The 16,678-nt window shown below is 58.1% G+C and carries 19 protein-coding genes and 1 pseudogene; 9 read left to right on the top strand and 11 right to left on the bottom strand.

All coding sequences use genetic code 11. The features are described from left to right. The first annotated feature begins 120 nt into the window (after positions 1 to 120). Positions 121 to 942, top strand: coding sequence for a UDP-2,3-diacylglucosamine diphosphatase (locus FZF01_RS06975; RefSeq protein WP_150277419.1), 822 nt, complete (start codon positions 121 to 123; stop codon positions 940 to 942). Positions 943 to 956: 14 nt separating this feature from the next. Here FZF01_RS06975 and FZF01_RS06970 read toward each other — a convergent pair whose 3' ends face one another. From FZF01_RS06970 to FZF01_RS06960, 3 genes are all read right to left on the bottom strand, one after another. Continuing rightward, complete coding sequence (locus FZF01_RS06970; RefSeq protein ID WP_150277418.1) at positions 957 to 2,336, bottom strand: adenylate/guanylate cyclase domain-containing protein; 1,380 nt, start codon at positions 2,334 to 2,336, stop codon at positions 957 to 959. A gap of 225 nt (positions 2,337 to 2,561) precedes the next feature. After that, on the bottom strand, positions 2,562 to 3,155 hold the full coding sequence (locus FZF01_RS06965; RefSeq protein ID WP_150277417.1) for an HD domain-containing protein: 594 nt from the start codon (positions 3,153 to 3,155) through the stop codon (positions 2,562 to 2,564). 86 nt (positions 3,156 to 3,241) lie between these two features. Further along, positions 3,242 to 3,577 carry an Mpo1-like protein gene (locus FZF01_RS06960; protein WP_150277416.1) on the bottom strand — a complete coding sequence of 112 codons (336 nt, stop codon included), beginning with the start codon at positions 3,575 to 3,577 and terminating at the stop codon, positions 3,242 to 3,244. 174 nt (positions 3,578 to 3,751) lie between these two features. On the opposite strand from FZF01_RS06960, the gene FZF01_RS06955 reads away from it, so the two are divergent. Next, positions 3,752 to 4,804, top strand: coding sequence for an AraC family transcriptional regulator (locus FZF01_RS06955; RefSeq protein ID WP_150277415.1), 1,053 nt, complete (start codon positions 3,752 to 3,754; stop codon positions 4,802 to 4,804). Beyond that, entirely contained in the window at positions 4,804 to 5,367 is a 564-nt protein-coding gene (locus tag FZF01_RS06950; protein WP_150277414.1) for a nitroreductase family protein, read from the top strand. Before FZF01_RS06955 ends, FZF01_RS06950 begins: the two co-directional genes overlap by 1 nt. Here the strand turns inward: FZF01_RS06950 and FZF01_RS06945 are convergent. From FZF01_RS06945 to FZF01_RS06925, 5 genes are all read right to left on the bottom strand, one after another. Further along, positions 5,346 to 6,692 carry a sensor histidine kinase gene (locus FZF01_RS06945; protein WP_150277413.1) on the bottom strand — a complete coding sequence of 449 codons (1,347 nt, stop codon included), beginning with the start codon at positions 6,690 to 6,692 and terminating at the stop codon, positions 5,346 to 5,348. The genes FZF01_RS06950 and FZF01_RS06945 overlap by 22 nt on opposite strands. Positions 6,693 to 6,696: 4 nt before the next feature. Continuing rightward, positions 6,697 to 7,050: a Spy/CpxP family protein refolding chaperone gene (locus FZF01_RS06940; RefSeq protein ID WP_150277412.1), complete on the bottom strand. Its 354-nt coding sequence runs from the start codon at positions 7,048 to 7,050 to the stop codon at positions 6,697 to 6,699. Between the two features lie 116 nt (positions 7,051 to 7,166). After that, positions 7,167 to 7,856 carry a response regulator transcription factor gene (locus tag FZF01_RS06935; protein ID WP_150277411.1) on the bottom strand — a complete coding sequence of 230 codons (690 nt, stop codon included), beginning with the start codon at positions 7,854 to 7,856 and terminating at the stop codon, positions 7,167 to 7,169. Continuing rightward, positions 7,844 to 8,257, bottom strand: coding sequence for a hypothetical protein (locus tag FZF01_RS06930; protein ID WP_150277410.1), 414 nt, complete (start codon positions 8,255 to 8,257; stop codon positions 7,844 to 7,846). The genes FZF01_RS06935 and FZF01_RS06930 overlap by 13 nt, the downstream gene beginning before the upstream one ends. 13 nt (positions 8,258 to 8,270) lie before the next feature. Continuing rightward, a complete protein-coding gene (locus FZF01_RS06925; protein ID WP_150277409.1) occupies positions 8,271 to 8,573 on the bottom strand; it encodes a YciI family protein in 303 nt (100 codons plus the stop codon). Between the two features lie 136 nt (positions 8,574 to 8,709). Here FZF01_RS06925 and FZF01_RS06920 point away from each other — a divergent pair, with 136 nt between their 5' ends. The 6 genes and pseudogenes from FZF01_RS06920 to rluB all read left to right on the top strand — a co-directional run. Continuing rightward, positions 8,710 to 9,564, top strand: coding sequence for a PHP domain-containing protein (locus tag FZF01_RS06920; protein WP_150277408.1), 855 nt, complete (start codon positions 8,710 to 8,712; stop codon positions 9,562 to 9,564). A 31-nt stretch (positions 9,565 to 9,595) separates the two neighbouring features. Beyond that, the gene (locus FZF01_RS06915; RefSeq protein WP_150277407.1) at positions 9,596 to 10,231 is read left to right on the top strand and encodes an L-threonylcarbamoyladenylate synthase; all 636 of its coding nucleotides are present in this window, start codon (positions 9,596 to 9,598) and stop codon (positions 10,229 to 10,231) included. 75 nt (positions 10,232 to 10,306) lie between these two features. Further along, a complete protein-coding gene (locus tag FZF01_RS06910; protein ID WP_150277406.1) occupies positions 10,307 to 11,524 on the top strand; it encodes a tryptophan--tRNA ligase in 1,218 nt (405 codons plus the stop codon). A gap of 104 nt (positions 11,525 to 11,628) precedes the next feature. Beyond that, positions 11,629 to 12,417, top strand: a complete 789-nt coding sequence (locus FZF01_RS06905; RefSeq protein ID WP_263363759.1) for a segregation and condensation protein A — start codon at positions 11,629 to 11,631, stop codon at positions 12,415 to 12,417. Further along, entirely contained in the window at positions 12,392 to 13,180 is a 789-nt protein-coding gene (gene scpB, locus FZF01_RS06900) for an SMC-Scp complex subunit ScpB (protein ID WP_150277404.1), read from the top strand. The genes FZF01_RS06905 and scpB overlap by 26 nt, the downstream gene beginning before the upstream one ends. A gap of 77 nt (positions 13,181 to 13,257) precedes the next feature. Continuing rightward, positions 13,258 to 14,130, top strand: a pseudogene (gene rluB, locus FZF01_RS06895) (23S rRNA pseudouridine(2605) synthase RluB); the annotation flags it as partial. A 16-nt stretch (positions 14,131 to 14,146) separates the two neighbouring features. Here the strand turns inward: rluB and FZF01_RS06890 are convergent. The 3 genes from FZF01_RS06890 to FZF01_RS06880 all read right to left on the bottom strand — a co-directional run bounded on the left by FZF01_RS06890 (position 14,147) and on the right by FZF01_RS06880 (position 16,677). Beyond that, entirely contained in the window at positions 14,147 to 15,076 is a 930-nt protein-coding gene (locus tag FZF01_RS06890; protein WP_150277402.1) for a GGDEF domain-containing protein, read from the bottom strand. A 187-nt stretch (positions 15,077 to 15,263) separates the two neighbouring features. Further along, complete coding sequence (locus FZF01_RS06885) at positions 15,264 to 16,004, bottom strand: YciK family oxidoreductase (protein ID WP_150277401.1); 741 nt, start codon at positions 16,002 to 16,004, stop codon at positions 15,264 to 15,266. Next, on the bottom strand, positions 15,997 to 16,677 hold the full coding sequence (locus FZF01_RS06880; protein ID WP_150277400.1) for an HAD family hydrolase: 681 nt from the start codon (positions 16,675 to 16,677) through the stop codon (positions 15,997 to 15,999). Before FZF01_RS06880 ends, FZF01_RS06885 begins: the two co-directional genes overlap by 8 nt. Between the last annotated feature and the right edge of the window lies 1 nt (position 16,678).

Genomic DNA, 16,678 nt, shown 5'->3' with positions numbered 1-16,678 from the left:
CCTGTAAGGCGGCCAGCAGGCACTGGGTTTGGACCGGTTGTCATGTAATGGTCATTTCTTTGTCATCAGGCTGCAAGGGCATGGGAACAGGCTGCAGTTGCATGTCAGGGAGAATGAACCATGAGTCAGGCCGAAACGATCTTGCCGGAATTCAAACACCGGGTACGTACTCTTTGGATATCCGACCTCCACCTGGGTACCAGAGGCTGCCAGGCAGACAAGCTTGCGCAATTTCTCAAGAGCCACGAGTGCGATCACCTGTACCTGGTCGGCGATATCATTGATGGCTGGCGATTGCGCAGCGGTATCTACTGGCCGCAGGCACATACCAATGTGTTGCGCCGGGTGCTGACAATGAGCAAGCGTGGCACCAGGGTCACCTACATCACCGGGAATCATGACGAATTCCTGCGCCGCTATACCAGTCTGGTGCTGGGTAACATTCACCTGGTAGACGAAGCCGAGCACCAGACACTGGATGGGCGCAAGTTACTGGTGACCCATGGCGATCAGTTTGATGTCATCACCCGCTGTCATCGCTGGCTGGCCTTTCTGGGCGATCACGCCTATGAATTTACTCTGGTATTGAATCGGTGGCTGAATTTCTGGAGAAGCCGCTTCGGCCTGGGTTACTGGTCGCTGTCGGCCTACCTCAAGCATCGGGTCAAGAGCGCAGTCAGTTTCATCAGTGACTACGAGCAGGCGTTGGCCCATGAGTGCACCAAGCGGGGCTATCAAGGTGTGGTTTGTGGCCATATTCACCATGCGGAAATTCGCCGGGTGAACGGCATCGACTATCACAATTGCGGCGACTGGGTAGAATCCTGCACGGCATTGATCGAGCACCTTGATGGGCGCATCGAGCTGTATCAGTGGGCGCCGGAACCCGCGCAAGCAGACCCCATCGATGCCTCAGAGCTGGCTGGCGAGGCGAGCAGATAAACGCTCGCCGAGGCTCAGAGAATAACCTTGTCCCGGAGCTTGCGGGCGGCCTGCTCAAGTGACTTGATGATCTGATCCTTGTCGTAATTGCGTATGCCGCTGGTGTCGAGATACATGGAAAAGCCCGGCATTTCGTGTTCAACGAAGGAGGGGGCTGCACCCAGGTCGCGGCGCAGGCCAACTATCTGGTAGATCTGCACCGGCTTGGAAAACCCCTTCACGTTTATCTGCCCCTTGTCGCGGCACATGATCAGGTCCTTGACCAGTGAATAGGTCTCATGGGGTATCAGTATTTCGCCCGCCTCAGCCGCGTTTTCCAGCCGGCTGGCCAGGTTTACTTCCCGCCCGATAATAGTGTAATCCATGCGCGTGTTGGCTCCGAAATTGCCCACCGTGCAGTAGCCGGTACTCAGCCCCATACGGATCTCCAGTGGACGGGTAATGCCCTTGCTGCGCCATTGCTGCCTTAGTACCTTCATGTGCTTGCGCATGGCGATGGCCATGGACACCGCTGCCTCGGCGTCCTGCTTGGCGCCCTGGCTGACCGGGTCACCGAAGAAAATCATGACGCAGTCACCAATGAACTTGTCGATGGTGCCGCCATATTGCAGCGCGATCCGGGACATCTCATTGAGGTAATTATTCAGCAGATCCGTCAGAGCTTCTGCTTCCATTTCCTCGGCAAGCTCGGTAAAGCCACGAATATCCGAGAAGAATACGGTGAGTTTTTTACGCCGGGTCTCCAATTGCACACTTTGCTTGCCAGTAAAAATGGACTCCCAGACCTGGGGCGACAAATATTTGGACAGGCTGGTGGCGAGTCTGGCGGTCTTTTCCTGTTCGGCGCTGATAACTTTCTGAGCCTGAGCCAGGGTGCGGCCCTGACGATAGACGAAGGCGGCCATGATCAGCGTAAAGGCACCGCCGCTCAGCAGGCTGCTGACGGCCACCAGCGTAGTGGAGTGCAAAACGACCTGGGGGGTAACAATCGCGCTTGAGGCGATAACTCCAAGCAAGACCAGCAGCCAGCCAGTGAGCATGAAGACCGGCCCGCCGATAATAATGCTCGAGAAGCTGATGAGCAGTATGAAAACCATGCTGGGCACGGCAGCGAAGGCGCATAACGTAATGAAAATGCCGGTATTGAGGCCGTCAATACCAAGTAGTGCAAGCCTGCTGTGAAACGGCTGCAGGTTCCTGAACCGGTTGATAAGCAGGCGCACGAGGTGAGGATACAGCAGGGCATACACGATCACTCCGGCGTGAATGGCATTGAAACCCTGCTCGAAAATGATTGCGCTGAATGTAATGGCTACACACAGGTAGGCAATAACCCTGGAGTGAAATCCCTCAAGGGGCGGCTTTACCGGTTGAACGCGGCTGTTGAGGATCATGGTCAGTCTTTCCCTGACGCGCAAAGTGGCCCGCTGACAGATTGTTTTTCTGGGGGCCATGGTCGGGCGGGAAATGACGAGCGCACGAACAATCGCCTCCGGGTCAGTCGGGGCTATTCAGGCTCAGATCATAATATGCATCAGGTTTCAGTGAAACTGCAAAGAAGGTGCCCTGGTCTATCAAATGACAACAAAAGGCGCGGGCCGATGTAGCCCGCGATTATATCAAGCTGCGTCGGCGTCCTTGCCCACAGCCTTGTAAATTGACTGCCTGGGCTTGGCAAAGACTCTTCGTAACATGGGTTCGAAGAAGCTCAGAGGTTCAGACGCATAATCGGGATCGAATGCGGTGGCGTCGTATTTGGCACAGAACTCGGCGGTGCGTTGGTACAGGGGATGATCCTTGAACTGGTCGCGCAGATGACGATCCATACCAAGGTGGTGGAAGAAGTAGTAACCCTGGAATACGCCGTGCTTCTCGACCATCCACAGGTTCTCTTCTGAGACGAATGGTTTGAGGATGGCGGCGGCAATATCTGGATGGTTGTATGAGCCGAGGGTATCTCCGATATCGTGCAACAGGGCACAGACAACATACTCCTCGTCCTGCCCATCGCGGTGAGCGCGCGTGGCTGTTTGCAGGGAATGCTCGAGGCGGTCGATCGGAAACCCGCCGTAATCGCCATCGAGCAACTGGAGGTGCGTCATGACCCGGTCTGGCAGGCCCTGGGAAAAGGCCCTGAAGTGGCTGGAAATCAACTGCCAGTCTTCGGCTGTACCTTCCTGCATGGCTTTGAAGCCTGCGCGTTGCTCGCTCATGGGATTACTCCTCTACTTGTACTTCCAGCCAGTATATGCCGACCTGCCAGCATCAGACTGTCGCTGTGCTTACAGTCAGTTCGTTGTCAGAAGCGAATGCGGCCGGTAAGGGCGTCGCGAAGCATGACCCAGTCGCCCATGAAGCTGTACAGGGGATACTTGAAGGTGGCAGGTCGGTTCTTCTCAAAGAAAAAGTGGCCAACCCAGGCAAAGCCGTAACCGGCGATAGGCAGCACGATAAGCAGCAGCCAATTCTGGGTCAGTATCGTCCATGCCAGCACACCAAGGACCAACAGGCTGCCGATATAGTGCAGCCTGCGGCTGGTGTCGTTGGCATGTTCGCTAAGATAGAACGGATAGAACTCGGCAAAGGAATGAAATTCCTTATCGGCTGCCGGGTTGGCTGAATCAGTCTGTGCCATGCTGCTTCTCCGGTGAATAGGGTATCCTCTGACTATAGAACAGCCAGCAGAGGTCACCCTATGACTGCACGTGCCAAACCCATGTTTATGGGCTTGTTCGCTTTTTTGCGATGACTGCCGGCGAAGCCGAGCTGTGTTGACACCAGGAGCCCTATTGCAACATGCGAGACCATCATGACCCAGCTTGAACGCACTACTTCCTCAAACTGGGCGCTGGCAATTGTGCAGGCGCTTGAACTCGAGGGTCTGGTCGGCAAAGATCTTTTTGCAACGCTGGGTATGAATCATGAGTTGTTGGCCGATCCGGATGCACGCATTCCCCAGGATCAGATGACCCGGCTATGGGAGCTGGCCGTGCAGCTCTCGAATAATCCGGCCATAGGTCTGAATATGGCCCGTGTGATTCGTCCGGCGCATTTCAATGTGGTCGGTTTTGCGCTGTTATCCAGTACCAACCTGCGTGAGGGGCTTGCGCGGCTGGTGCGCTACCAGCGCATTATTGGCGAAGCCTCCGATATGTCCCTCCTGCAAAGCCCTGACAGCTACACCATGGAGCTGCATATTCATGGCGATACGGTGCCGGCTCCGCGCCAGAGCCACGATGCAGCCATGGCTTATATGATCGCTTTCTTTCGCTGGATGACGGGTGAACAAATAGTGCCCCTGCAGGTTAGCTTGGCCTACCCGCAGCCCGCTGACATCAGTTCCTATGAAGCGTTATTTCAATGCCCACTGGTTTTCGGTGCGAGCATTTACAGCATGAGTTTCGCGCGGGAGGTGATGGATGCGAAACTGGCATCAGGAAATACGACACTGGCACAGATGCATGATCAGTTTGCCGGTGATTACCTGGCCCGCTTCGAGCAGACCAGGGTCACCCATCAGGCGCGGCAGGTACTCTGCCGGCTGCTACCTCAGGGTGAGCCCAAGCGACAGAGCGTGGCCAGCGCCCTGAGCATGAGCACACGCACGCTGCAGCGTCGGTTGCAGGAAGAGAACACCAGTTTTCAGCACCTGATGGACGAAACCCGCCGCGAGCTGGCGATGCAGCTGTTACGCCAACGCCGTTTGACCCTGTTGGAGGTGGCCTATCTGCTGGGCTTTGCTGATCCAAGCAATTTTTTTCGGGCCTTCAAACGCTGGTTCGGGATGCCTCCGGGCCAATATCGTGAGCAGCATCTGGAGAGTAAAATGCCCAACCTGAATGATACAGGAGACCCTGATTGATGGATGCCCTGACTGCCCTGCACGAACGTGTGTCAGTAACGCGCCTGGAGGGCCCTGCGCCTACCCCGGAGCAGCGAGAGGTGTTGTATCGAGCGGCACTGCGAGCGCCTGATCACGCATGGTTGCGTCCCTGGCGGTTCCTGGTAATCGAAGGCGCGGGGCAGCAGCGCCTTGGCGATCTGTTTGCCAAGGCAGCGCTCGCTGATTCACCGGGTCTGGATGCAGTTGCTCTGGAGCGCATGCGTCGCAAGCCTGAAAGGGCGCCCCTTTTGATCGTGGCAGTCGCTGCGCATCGGGAGCATCCCAAGGTGCCCAGGCAGGAGCAGGATATGTCCTGTGCCGTGGCAGTGGGTAACATGTTGATTGCAGCGCATGCGCTGGGTCTGGGGGCCGTATGGCGTACCGGGTCCATGGCTTCGCATCCGGTTGTTCGCAGCGGGCTGGGGCTGGCCGAAAATGAACATATTGTGGCCTATCTGTATGTTGGTCATTCTGTAGGCCCGGTCAAGAGCCTGCCCCGTCTCGAGGTGTCGGACTACTTTCAGAGCTGGCCGCCCGGCTGAGCAGGCAGATCGATGGTTGCCTTCAGCCCGCCCAATTCGCTGCGAGAAAATGTTAGCTTGCCTCCATGCATGCTGATCGCCCGTCTGGCGATAGCGAGCCCCAGGCCATGACCACTGTTACTGGTCTGTCCGGGTAGTCGCAGGAAGGGTTCGCCCAGTCGTGAGAGCCAGGATTCCTCGACACCTGGGCCATCGTCTTCAATGGTGATCTGACATTGTGATGACGCCATTGAGCCGGATTTGCTTTGCAGCGTGATGCGGATCAGGCCCAGAGGAGCAGAAAAACGCAGGGCATTACGCAGCAGATTGTCTACCGCACTGCCCAGTTGATCAGGCCAGCCTAGCAGTTGGCAGTTTGTCGCTCCGCGCAGCTCGATTTTCTGATCTTCGGCGACAAACCGGGTGTCTTCCGCACATGCAGATACTAGGGGGTCCAGCGGGAATGGCTCGGCGGGCTGGTCCTGGCTGTCCAGGCGGCTAAGGGTCAGTATGTCTTCGATCAATGCGTCCAGGCGGCTGCATTCGCGATCCAGACGCAGCCAGAGGGGGTCATTCTCCTGCAGGACTTTTCTGTTGCCCAGTGCAAGCCCCACTCTTAGCCGTGCGAGCGGTGAGCGGAGCTCGTGGGAAATGTCGCGCATCAGCTGGCGCTGACTGTCGAGCAGGCTTTGCACTCGCTCGCCCATCTGGTTGAAATGTCTGGACAGATCACCTATCTCGTCACGTCGACGGCCGATGCGGTTAAGTTGGTCCGACTCGAATCGCCCCTGGGCCAGGGATTGGGCGGCCAGACCCAGCTGGCGAAGTGGAGAGGTCAGATAGCGGCTGAGCAACAAACTGACAATCGCCAGGAGAAACATGGCCAAGGCAATATTGGCAAGCAAGGCCAGGGGTGTGCGTTGCCAACGGAAGAGCTCCGGTGCCGGTACAAACAGGCTCAGGTGATAATCCGCCTGCGCTGAGCTCCAAGCAAGCTGGAACATGCGACCGTGACGGGTGCTTCGCGAGCGTTTTTCAGCGGCTGGTGGCTGGGCAAAACGGGGTAGCTGGGGCAGGGTGCCGGCGAGCAAGGGCTGACCGGCATCGCTGTAGAGTTGAGCCCGTAAGCGGTTGGCTTCGCGTTGTACTGCCAGCCAGTCCTGTGCCTGGGCCGGGCCCTGGTTTTCGTACAGGTCAGTCAACTCTTGGGCAAAGTCCTTGAGCTGCGGATGAAACTGCAACAGGAGCCAGTCCTGTTGCAGAGCCCGACTGACCAGAAAGCCCGATCCGCCCACCAGTAAAGTGGCGATCCAGAGGACGGCAAAGACTTTCCAGAACAGGCGCACGGAATCAGTTGTCGCTGTCGGGGTTCATGCCACGCTTGTCATTCTGTCGACTGTGGTAGTCGGCCATCTTGTCTCGGCGCTCGTCACGCAGCGCCTTCATTTTTTCCTGTTGTTCCTTGTTCAGTAAGCTCTGGATTTCCTTGCGATGGGACTGGCTCAGTTCACGGTACTGTTTGGCGTACTTGCTGTTGATGTTGCCGATCTGGTCCTGTTGCTCTGCAGTCAGGTCCAGCTCCGCGGCCATACGTTCCATATGACGCTCATGCATGCCCTTGCCATCTTTGTGTTGCCCGGCGAAACCGGCAGCAGAAAAACTCGTGGCCATTACCAGCACGCAAACGATAAGAGTGTGTTTCATGGGGTAGCTCCTGTTCGTGGTGGCCCGGGTTCAGGCCATGAAACACAGTCTGCGCGATGTCGCGTCAAGCGGAGCATGGACTGGGTAAAGGCTGTGTAAAGATCGGCTCGGACTCATCAGTTGCTGTAAAGATAACCGCGCCCACGCAATACCTGGATGCGCGGTCGGCCATCCTCATGTGGCCCGAGTTTGCGCCGCAGGTTACTCAGGTGCATATCCATGCTGCGGTCATAGGGACCAAGATTTTTCCCCAGCGCCTGACGCGACAGGCTCTGACGGTCCACCAGTTGGCCTGGCCGTTCAAGCAGGGCGCGCAGGATCATCGCTTCACTCTGGGTCAGCGCCAACGGCTCCTCTGCTCGCCAGGCCATGAGGCTTTCGGTATCGATACGTATATCGCCGACCTGCACAACACTGTCGGTAACGGCGGCCTGGCTGCGGCGCAGCAAGGCGCGCAGGCGAGCTACCAACTCCCGGGGGTCGCAGGGCTTGGCAAGGTAATCGTCAGCCCCCAGCTCCAGACCCAATATTCGGTCGACCGGCTCTCCGCGGGCGCTGAGCATGAGTAAAGGCGTATTGCACTGTTGACGCAACTTGCGCAGCACATCCAGGCCGTTCATGCCCGGCAACATCACGTCAAGGATGATGACTTTGAAGCTACCGTTAATGGCCTGTTCGAGACCACTGGTGCCGTCATTGGCGCAGCTCAGGCTGAACCCCTCGGTGTCCAGCCAGTCTGAGAGTAGCGCGCAGAGCTCCTGATCGTCATCGATGATCAGAATCCTGTTTTCGTTCAATTGATCCATTCGTTACGCTTGCGCTTGCTGCTGCGAGCCAACATGAAGCCGACCAGCAAACTCACCAGCACGCTACCACCGCCGATCATGAACCATTGCTGGCGTTGTTTTTCCAGGGAGGCTCGTGCCTGCATGTCATTTTCGATTTGTCGGTTCTGCAGCTCGCGGTTGGCCTCGCGAAGGCGCTCCAGTTCCTGTGTGTCTGCGCTGCCTGCCAGGCGCTGAGCCAGACGCTGACGCTCTGCTTCCACATTGGCTAGCTCAGCCTGCAGCGTGCCTAGGTCGGTTTCCTGGCTTGCCATTGTTGTGCCCGCATCGACATCGCCTGGCGCGGTGGATTCCTGGGCCCAAGCAACAACAGGCAGTGCCAGGCACGCGGTCAGGATCAGGGTTTGCAAATTCTGGGTCATGAAAGCTCCTGGTTCAGGCGGGCATAACAGGTTTGAAGGGTTTGATCAGCACGTCGGCATATACCCCGGCTGCCACATAGGGGTCCTCTCCGGCCCAGGCCTGCGCGGCCTCGGCGGACGCAAATTCGGCAATGATCAGGCTGCCGGTGAAGCCGGCCGGGCCGGGGTCCAGGGACTCAATCGCCGGATGTGGCCCGGCGACCAGCAGCCGGCCGGCATCCTGCAGGGCCTGAAGCCGGGCCAGGTGGGCGGGACGGGCACTCATGCGTGCTGATAGTGAATCGGGTACGTCAGTAGCCATAATGGCAAAATACATGGATAAACCTCGGTCCGGTTCGGTAGATGACATGGTCTGTAACTTATGTCATCGGGTTAGGTGTTGTCAGCGTTTGGCCTGCATAATAATGAAAATACACTGCATTTGTCCCTTCTCAGCCACCCGGGAGCCTCTATTGATTGCCGATCTCCACATGCATAGCACCGCCTCCGATGGGATGCTCGATCCTCTCGAGCTGATGCGTGAAGCATCGTCGGCCGGTATATCGATGGTAGCCTTGACCGACCACGACTGTCTTGACGGCTTGCCGGTTGCGGCCCAGGCAGCGCGGGAACTGGGAATGCACTGGATCAGCGGTGTGGAGCTGTCGGCGCAGTGGCAGGGGCACACCCTGCATGTGCTCGGCTATGGCTTTGATCCAGAATCCCCGGCGCTATTGGCATCCATAGAAGAGGTTCGCAATGGTCGTTGGCTGCGGGCGGAGCAGATAGCGCGCAAGCTCGCCGCCAAGCGCATGCCGGGCGCGCTGGAAGGAGCCATGGCAGCGCAGGTGGCAGCCGGTGGTGATCCGCACAGCCCGCCGGCCCGGCCGCATTTCGCCGACTGGATGCTTGAGGCTGGGCATGTGCGCGATCGAGCGGAGGCGTTTCGCAAGTGGCTGGGAGCGGGAAAATTGGGCGATATAAAGCAGCACTGGCCGGAACTACCCGAAGCAGTCAGCCAGATACGAGCGGCAGGCGGTATGGCAGTGATGGCGCATCCCTGGCATTACGGTTTTACCCGCTCGCGACTCAGGCGGGCGCTGACGGATTTCGCCCAGGCCGGCGGGCGTGGGATCGAGGTGGTCAATGGTCAGCAGGCGGTCGAGCAAGTGGCCTATCTGGGCAAACTCTCCGAAGAGTTCGGGTTTCTCGCCAGCTGTGGTAGCGACTTCCATACTCCTGAATCACCCTGGACTGCCCTGGGCAAAATGACGTCACTGCCGCCACAATGCACGCCGGTATGGGACGATCCGCTGTTTTCTCGCTAAACTGCGCAAAACCACGACAAGGGACCATCGCGTGAGCCAGTATTTTCATATTCATCCCGAGAACCCGCAGGTGCGGCTGATTCGCCAGGCGGCGGAAATCATTCGCAAGGGCGGTGTCGTTGCCTACCCGACAGACTCTGCCTATGCACTGGGCTGTCATCTGGGCGACAAGGATGCGCTGGAGCGGATTCGCCGGCTGCGTCAGCTGGACGACAAGCACAACTTCACCCTGATTTGCCGGGATCTATCCGAGCTAGGGGTGTACGCCAAGGTGGATAATCAGACTTTCCGGCTTCTCAAGGCCTGTACGCCCGGCCCCTATACCTTCATTCTGAACGCCACCAACGAAGTGCCGCGACGTCTTCTGCATCCCAAGCGTCGTACTATCGGTCTGCGTATTCCCAATCACGCCATTACCCAGGCTCTGCTGGAGGCTCTGGGCGAGCCGATGATGAGTGTGACCCTGATGTTGCCTGGTGATGATTTACCGCTGACGGATCCCGAAATGATCCGTGACCGGCTGGGCAAGCAGCTCGATCTGATCATAGATGGGGGGGCTTGCAACATAGAGCCGACCACCGTGGTCAGTCTGCTTGAGGGCGAACCCGAGGTGCTTCGTGTGGGGCTGGGAAATCCGGCACCCTTCGGCGGGGCTCCAGAGCAATGATTCTGTGGCTGATATGCGTATAATCGCCAGCTGCCCTATAACATCAACCACCAAAACATATTCCAGGAGTCCTCATTGAGTTCCGTTGATTCACAGCGTCGGGTTTTATCAGGTATGCGCCCCACGGGCCGCCTGCATCTGGGTCACTACCACGGCGTACTGAAAAACTGGGTCCGTCTGCAGCATGAGTACGAGTGCTTCTTCTTCGCTGCCGACTGGCACGCTCTGACGACTCACTACGAGACTCCGGAAAACATCGAACAGAACGTCTGGGACATGTTGATAGACTGGCTGGCTGCGGGCGTCAGTGGTGGCTCTTCAACGCTGTTTATCCAGTCCCAGGTGCCCGAGCACGCAGAGCTGCATCTGTTGCTGTCGATGGTCACACCGGTCAGTTGGCTGGAGAGGGTGCCGACCTACAAGGACCAGCAGGAAAAACTCAAGGACATGGACCTGGCTACTTACGGCTTCCTTGGCTATCCGTTGCTGCAGAGTGCCGATATCCTGATGTATCGCGCCGGTCTGGTGCCTGTGGGTGCCGACCAGGTGGCTCACGTGGAAATCACCCGTGAAGTGGCGCGTCGCTTCAATCATCTCTACGGCCGTGAGCCGGGTTTCGAGGAAAAAGCCGACGCTGCCGTGCACAAGATGGGCAAGAAAACGGCCAAGCTCTACAGCAAGCTGCGCAAGGCTTACCAGGAGCAGGGCGATGCCGAGGCCCTGGAGACCGCCCGGGCGCTGCTCAAGGAGCAGCAGAACATCACCCTGAGTGACAAGGAACGATTATTCGGCTATCTGGAAGGCGGCGGCAAGGTCATCCTGCCAGAGCCTCAGGCATTACTGACTCCCGATTCCAAGATGCCGGGGCTGGACGGTCAGAAGATGTCCAAGTCCTACGGCAACACCATCACCCTGCGCGATACCAGCGATGAGGTCGATGTCAAGGTGCGGCGCATGCCGACCGACCCTGCCCGCGTACGGCGCACGGATCCGGGTGAGCCAACCAAATGTCCGGTATTCCAGCTGCATCAGGTATATACCGACAGCGCTACACATGAGTGGGTCAAGGAAGGCTGCCGTAGCGCGGGTATAGGTTGCCTGGACTGCAAGAAACCGGTGATCGATGCGATCGTGGCTGAACTGGCTCCGATACAGGAACGAGCTGCTGATTTCGAGTCGAACCCCGACGCGGTGCGGATGATCCTCAACGAGGGCACTGAACGCGCCCGTGAGGCCGCCCGCGATACCCTGGTCGAAGTACGTCAGGCCATGGGCCTGCAGTATCGAGAGTAAGCATGAGCGGCGATGAGCGTGACCCGCAGCCAGAGAGCGTCATTATTACGCCCCAGGTCGCTGCGAGTCTGCCGTCGCAACTGGTAGCCGGTCGCCAGCAGGAAATGCCCTTTGCCATGGTGCATGGCAAGGCAGTCACTGAAATGCCCCAGGACCTCTACATCCCGCCCGAGGCCCTGGAGGTTTTTCTCGAAGCCTTTGAAGGTCCTCTTGATCTTTTGCTTTATCTGATTCGTCGCCAGAATATCGACATCCTGGAAATCCCTGTTGCCGAGATTACCAAGCAGTACATGGGGTATGTCGAGTTGATGAAGGTGGTGCGTCTTGAGCTGGCCGCCGAATATCTGGTGATGGCGGCGATGCTGGCCGAGATCAAGTCACGCATGCTGCTGCCCAGGCATGCAGAGGACGAAGACGAAGAGCATGATCCTCGTGCCGAGCTGATCCGCCGACTGCAGGAATACGAGCGCTTCAAGCAGGCCGCCGAAGACATTGATGGCCTCAGCCGAGTCGGCCGTGATACTGCTGTGGCCAGCGCAGAGGCGCCCCAGGTGCAGAACCGCCGGGCTCATCCGGAGGTGGATATGCAGGAGCTGCTACTGGCACTGTCGGAAGTGTTGCGCCGTGCCGACATGTTTGAAAGCCACCAGGTTACCCGTGAAATTCTCTCAACGCGTGAACGTATGGCCGAAGTGCTGGACCGGTTGCGTGGTCAGCAATTTGTTCCTTTCGTCAGCCTGTTCACAGCCGGGGAGGGTAAGCTGGGCGTGGTGGTTACTTTTATGGCGGTGCTCGAGCTGGTCAAGGAGCAGCTGATCGATCTGGTCCAGGGTGATGCCTTTTCACCCATACACGTGAAAGTGCGAGGTGACGATGTCCCAGCCGACGATTGAGCAGATAGTGGAAGCGGCCTTGCTTGCCGCTGGTCGCCCGCTGAGTCTTGAGCGCCTGCGCGAACTCTTCGATGAGGGCCGTGAGCCTGGGTTGGATGAGCTGCGTAGCGCGCTGGCCAGCTTGGCCAGCCATTATGAAGGCCGCAGTATCGAGCTGCGCGAGGTTGCCAGCGGCTGGCGTCTGCAGGTGCGCGAATCCTTTTCTCCCTGGGTCAGCAGGCTCTGGGAGGAAAGACCCCAGCGCTATTCCCGGGCAATGCTGGAAACCCTGGCCCTGATTGCCTATCGCCAGCCCATTACCCGCGGGGAAATCGAGGACGTCCGGGGTGTGGCGGTCAGCAGCCATATCGTCAAGACTTTGCTCGAACGTGAGTGGGTGCGCATAGTCGGGCATCGCGATGTACCCGGTCGTCCGGCCATGTATGCAACCACCCGCCAGTTTCTTGATCATTTCAATCTGCGTAGTCTCAGCGAACTGCCGCCCCTGGCGGAGATACGCGATCTCGACCAGATGGAGCCGGAGCTCGGTTTGCAGGACGAAGGAGCCGGCGCGGATCAGGATGAGACTGCTCCATGGATGCCTTTCGAGCCGCTTCAGCCGCTGGATCGTGAAGCAGCAGAAACCGGCTTCCACGCGCTGATGGCCGAGCTGGGTTCCATGGAATCGAATATCAAGACCGATTTCGATGATTTGCGACCCGATGAGTTGAGCCCCGGTGATGGGGGCGGTGATGAGGGCTACGAGGGCGACGAAGGGCGCTGACAATCGGCTGGTCGACTACCTGTCGCGGTGTTAAGATTACCGGTCACGATTTACCATTACACCGGGAGGTGCCCAGCATGACAGACCAACCCTCAAACCCCGTTACCGGGGAAAAGCTGCAGAAGGTTCTTGCCCGCGTCGGGCTTGGCTCGCGGCGCGAAATCGAATCCTGGATAGAAGGCGGACGGATCAGCGTCAACGGGCAGATTGCCAGCCTCGGCTGCCGAGTCGATAGCCTGGATCAGATTCTGGTAGATGGTCGCCCGGTCAAGCGCGACATCGCCAATGAAGAAGCCCGTCGCGTTATGCTCTACAACAAGCCCGAAGGCGAGGTATGCACCCGCGATGACCCTGAGGGCCGCCCCACCGTTTTTGACCGCCTGCCACGCCTGAAGCATGGTCGCTGGATCAATATCGGTCGTCTGGATATCAATACTTCGGGACTGCTGCTGTTCACTACCGATGGCGAGCTGGCTAACCGGCTGATGCATCCCTCTTATCAGATGGATCGCGAGTACGCGGTGCGGGTGATGGGCGAAGTCGATGATGAGATGATTGAACGCCTGAAGACCGGAGTCATGCTGGATGATGGCCCGGCACGCTTTACGGACATTGTTGCCTCGGGCGGGGAGGGTATCAATCGCTGGTACCACGTCTGTTTGATGGAAGGCCGTAATCGCGAGGTGCGCCGCCTGTGGGAGTCTCAGGGTATGCGGGTCAACCGCCTCAAGCGCGTACGTTTCGGGCCGGTTTTTCTTGGTCCTGAACTACCTGTAGGTCGCTGGCGGGAAATGAAGCAAAACGAAATTGATGCGCTCAGCCAGGAAGTCGGACTGGAGGCGATTGCATTGCCGGCGATGAAAACCAGCGATAAAGAGAAGATGCAGCGCATGGCCCGCAAGCCATCAATGCACCAGGCTCGTACCGTACGTCGCACCAAGGTACCCCACGGCAGGAAATAACGTGTTACTGCGCTGCGATCCGGTTACGGCCGGCTCGCTTGGCGCAGTACATAAGCTTGTCACAGCGATCCAGAATCTCCCGAATGCCTTCATCCGGCCGGCGGGTAGCGACGCCCAGACTGGCTGTTATTGGAATCGAAATACCATCAGTCTGAAACTGCATTTCCTCGATAGCGCAGCGGATACGCTCGGCAACCATTCGGGCTTCATTGGCTGCGGTGTCACCCAGCAGGATCACAAACTCCTCACCGCCCATGCGAAATATGTCGTCGGCGCCGCGCAGGCAATTGCGTATGCAATTGACTACCGCCTTGAGCGCGTCATCTCCGCACGCATGGCCATATTGATCATTGATCTGCTTGAAGTAATCGATATCCAGCACCAGCAGGGAAAGGGTCGAGCGATTTCTGATTGAAAGCCTTACCTCGCGATCCAGGGCGCGGTCCATTGCCAGGCGATTGCCCACCCCGGTCAGACTATCGTTGTGCGCGCAGTAAACCGCTTCGCGGTAAAGGAGTGCATTGCGCAGCGGATAGAGCAGGTTACCCAGCAGGGTTTCCAGTGTTTTCAGATGGGCTTCGGTGAAGCGCTTTTTCCGGCCGAACTGGATCTCACCCAAAAAGCTGCCTTCATGGGTCATCCGGTAGCTGCAGCGATGCAGACTCGGTTGCCCGATGCGGTGGTGAAGGTTTCTTCCTTCGAGCCGGTAATCCAGGCAGTCAAGGCCAAGATAGGCACGGAGTTCCTGGAAGAAAAGTTCGAGAATGCGATCAAGCTCCAGCGATGTTTGCAGACTCTGTGTGAGCTTGTCCTGTACCGCTGCGAGGCTGATAAGGTTGGTTTGTGCGGGCAAGACTGCGACAGTGCTCGCGTTCTCGCTCAACTTGAGGCGGGCAGAATCAAAATCTATGGTATTACCCTGGGTCAGAGTCATGTGCAGTCCTGCGCGCCGGTATTGGGGTTATCCGAACTAATGCAGGTTGCGTGCCACTAATAAAAACTGTATTTAAAACAAATTCTTGTAGAATTTCTTGGTCTTTTCTGCAGGCTGTGCGGCAGAAAATTGCCGCACAGTAACAGGGGCTGGGCAGTGCGATGCCACACCAATGTCAAAATGCTGGCTATTGGGCGTCAAGCGCCTGTCCGTTGGTGTTCTTACTGTCAGGTCCGAGCAGATACAGAAACGCCGGCATGATCTCTGATGGCTCGGGATTCTTTTCCGGTGGCTCTCCGGGATACGCAGCCTTGCGCATAGAGGTACGCGTTGCCCCAGGGTTGAGGCTGTTGACGCGGATCGCGCTGGTACCCTCCTGCTCGTCGGCGAGCACTTGCATAAGCCCCTCAATGGCAAATTTGCTCACCGCATAAGGCCCCCAGTAAGCCTTGCCCTTGCGCCCCACACTGGAGGATACGCAGACCACCGAAGCATCTGTGGATTGACGCAACAAAGGCATCATTGCCTTGGTCAGCAGGAAGGGCGCATTCACATTGACCTGCATCAGCTGCAGCCAGGCCTCGGCCTTGACGTTGTCCAGCATGGTTCGTGGACCCAGTAGCGCCGCATTATGTACCAGGCCATCAAGCTTGCCGAAGGTGTCGAACAGCTGATCGGCCAGATCCTGATAATCCTTCTCGAGTGCCGTTTCCAGATTCAGCGGGCACATGGCCGGCCGTGGATAGCCGGCTGCTTCTATCTCGTCGTATACCGCTTCGAGCTTGGAGGGAGTTCGGCCGATGAGCACGACAGTTGCGCCATGGGCGGCGCAGCTGAGCGCGCAGGCGCGGCCGATCCCGTCTCCGGCCCCGGTAACCAGGATAACGCGATCGACGAGTAGGTTCTGAGGGGCTTTGTAATCAAACATCGGGAGTCTCCTGGATGCGTCTGGTCTGAAGCCATGGGCGTAGTTCAGCGGGGGATTGGATGCTGTATGTGGCTTGCCACGAAGCTGGATTCTGATCCGGAGGGATGTAGCCATATAGTGCGGCTACCGTCGCCATCCCGGCGGCGCGGCCGGCCTGGATATCACGCAGGTGATCACCGACGAAGACCGAGTGCTGCGGATCGGTACGCATGTCCCGGCATGCCTTGAGCAGTGACTCGGGATGCGGTTTGCCCTGGATGACATGGTCGGGACAGACCAGACTGCAGCAGCGATTACCCAGCCCCATGGCTTCAAGCAACGGGGTGCTGAAGCGACTGAGTTTGTTGGTCACGACGCCCCAGGGAAGATTCTCGGCTTCCAGCCACGCAAGGAGTTCAGCAACGCCTGGATAAAGACGGGCATGGGCGGCCAGGTCGCGCTCGTAGCGCAGCAGGAACTCGCTGCGCAGATCCTTCATTTGCGGGTCATCGGCTTCGATCGCATAAGCTGCGGCCAGCATGCCGGCTGATCCGTCGGATACCCGGTTGCGAACCAGCGCATCGTCCACGGCAGTCAGGCCGGCCTCGCTGCGCATGGCGCAAACAATAGCCATGAAATCATCAGCGGTATCGATCAGCGTGCCGTCCAGATCAAAGAGAACACTGGTCAGCATG

Source organism: Halopseudomonas salina, from assembly GCF_008641105.1.
The sequence above is the reverse complement of the archived record's forward strand: the minus strand, read 5'-3'. Positions and strand labels throughout refer to the sequence as shown.

What these genes read in the sequence shown, in the direction of transcription:
- FZF01_RS06890 (WP_150277402.1), bottom strand. Translation starts at nt 15,076, where the DNA reads ATGACTCTGACCCAGGGTAATACCATAGATTTTGATTCTGCCCGCCTC.
- FZF01_RS06965 (WP_150277417.1), bottom strand. Translation starts at nt 3,155, where the DNA reads ATGAGCGAGCAACGCGCAGGCTTCAAAGCCATGCAGGAAGGTACAGCC.
- FZF01_RS06960 (WP_150277416.1), bottom strand. Translation starts at nt 3,577, where the DNA reads ATGGCACAGACTGATTCAGCCAACCCGGCAGCCGATAAGGAATTTCAT.
- FZF01_RS06925 (WP_150277409.1), bottom strand. Translation starts at nt 8,573, where the DNA reads ATGTATTTTGCCATTATGGCTACTGACGTACCCGATTCACTATCAGCA.
- FZF01_RS06950 (WP_150277414.1), top strand. Translation starts at nt 4,804, where the DNA reads ATGGATGCCCTGACTGCCCTGCACGAACGTGTGTCAGTAACGCGCCTG.
- FZF01_RS06880 (WP_150277400.1), bottom strand. Translation starts at nt 16,677, where the DNA reads ATGCTGACCAGTGTTCTCTTTGATCTGGACGGCACGCTGATCGATACC.
- FZF01_RS06970 (WP_150277418.1), bottom strand. Translation starts at nt 2,336, where the DNA reads ATGATCCTCAACAGCCGCGTTCAACCGGTAAAGCCGCCCCTTGAGGGA.
- FZF01_RS06955 (WP_150277415.1), top strand. Translation starts at nt 3,752, where the DNA reads ATGACCCAGCTTGAACGCACTACTTCCTCAAACTGGGCGCTGGCAATT.
- FZF01_RS06935 (WP_150277411.1), bottom strand. Translation starts at nt 7,856, where the DNA reads ATGGATCAATTGAACGAAAACAGGATTCTGATCATCGATGACGATCAG.
- FZF01_RS06885 (WP_150277401.1), bottom strand. Translation starts at nt 16,004, where the DNA reads ATGTTTGATTACAAAGCCCCTCAGAACCTACTCGTCGATCGCGTTATC.
- FZF01_RS06975 (WP_150277419.1), top strand. Translation starts at nt 121, where the DNA reads ATGAGTCAGGCCGAAACGATCTTGCCGGAATTCAAACACCGGGTACGT.
- FZF01_RS06940 (WP_150277412.1), bottom strand. Translation starts at nt 7,050, where the DNA reads ATGAAACACACTCTTATCGTTTGCGTGCTGGTAATGGCCACGAGTTTT.
- FZF01_RS06930 (WP_150277410.1), bottom strand. Translation starts at nt 8,257, where the DNA reads ATGACCCAGAATTTGCAAACCCTGATCCTGACCGCGTGCCTGGCACTG.
- FZF01_RS06905 (WP_263363759.1), top strand. Translation starts at nt 11,629, where the DNA reads ATGCCCTTTGCCATGGTGCATGGCAAGGCAGTCACTGAAATGCCCCAG.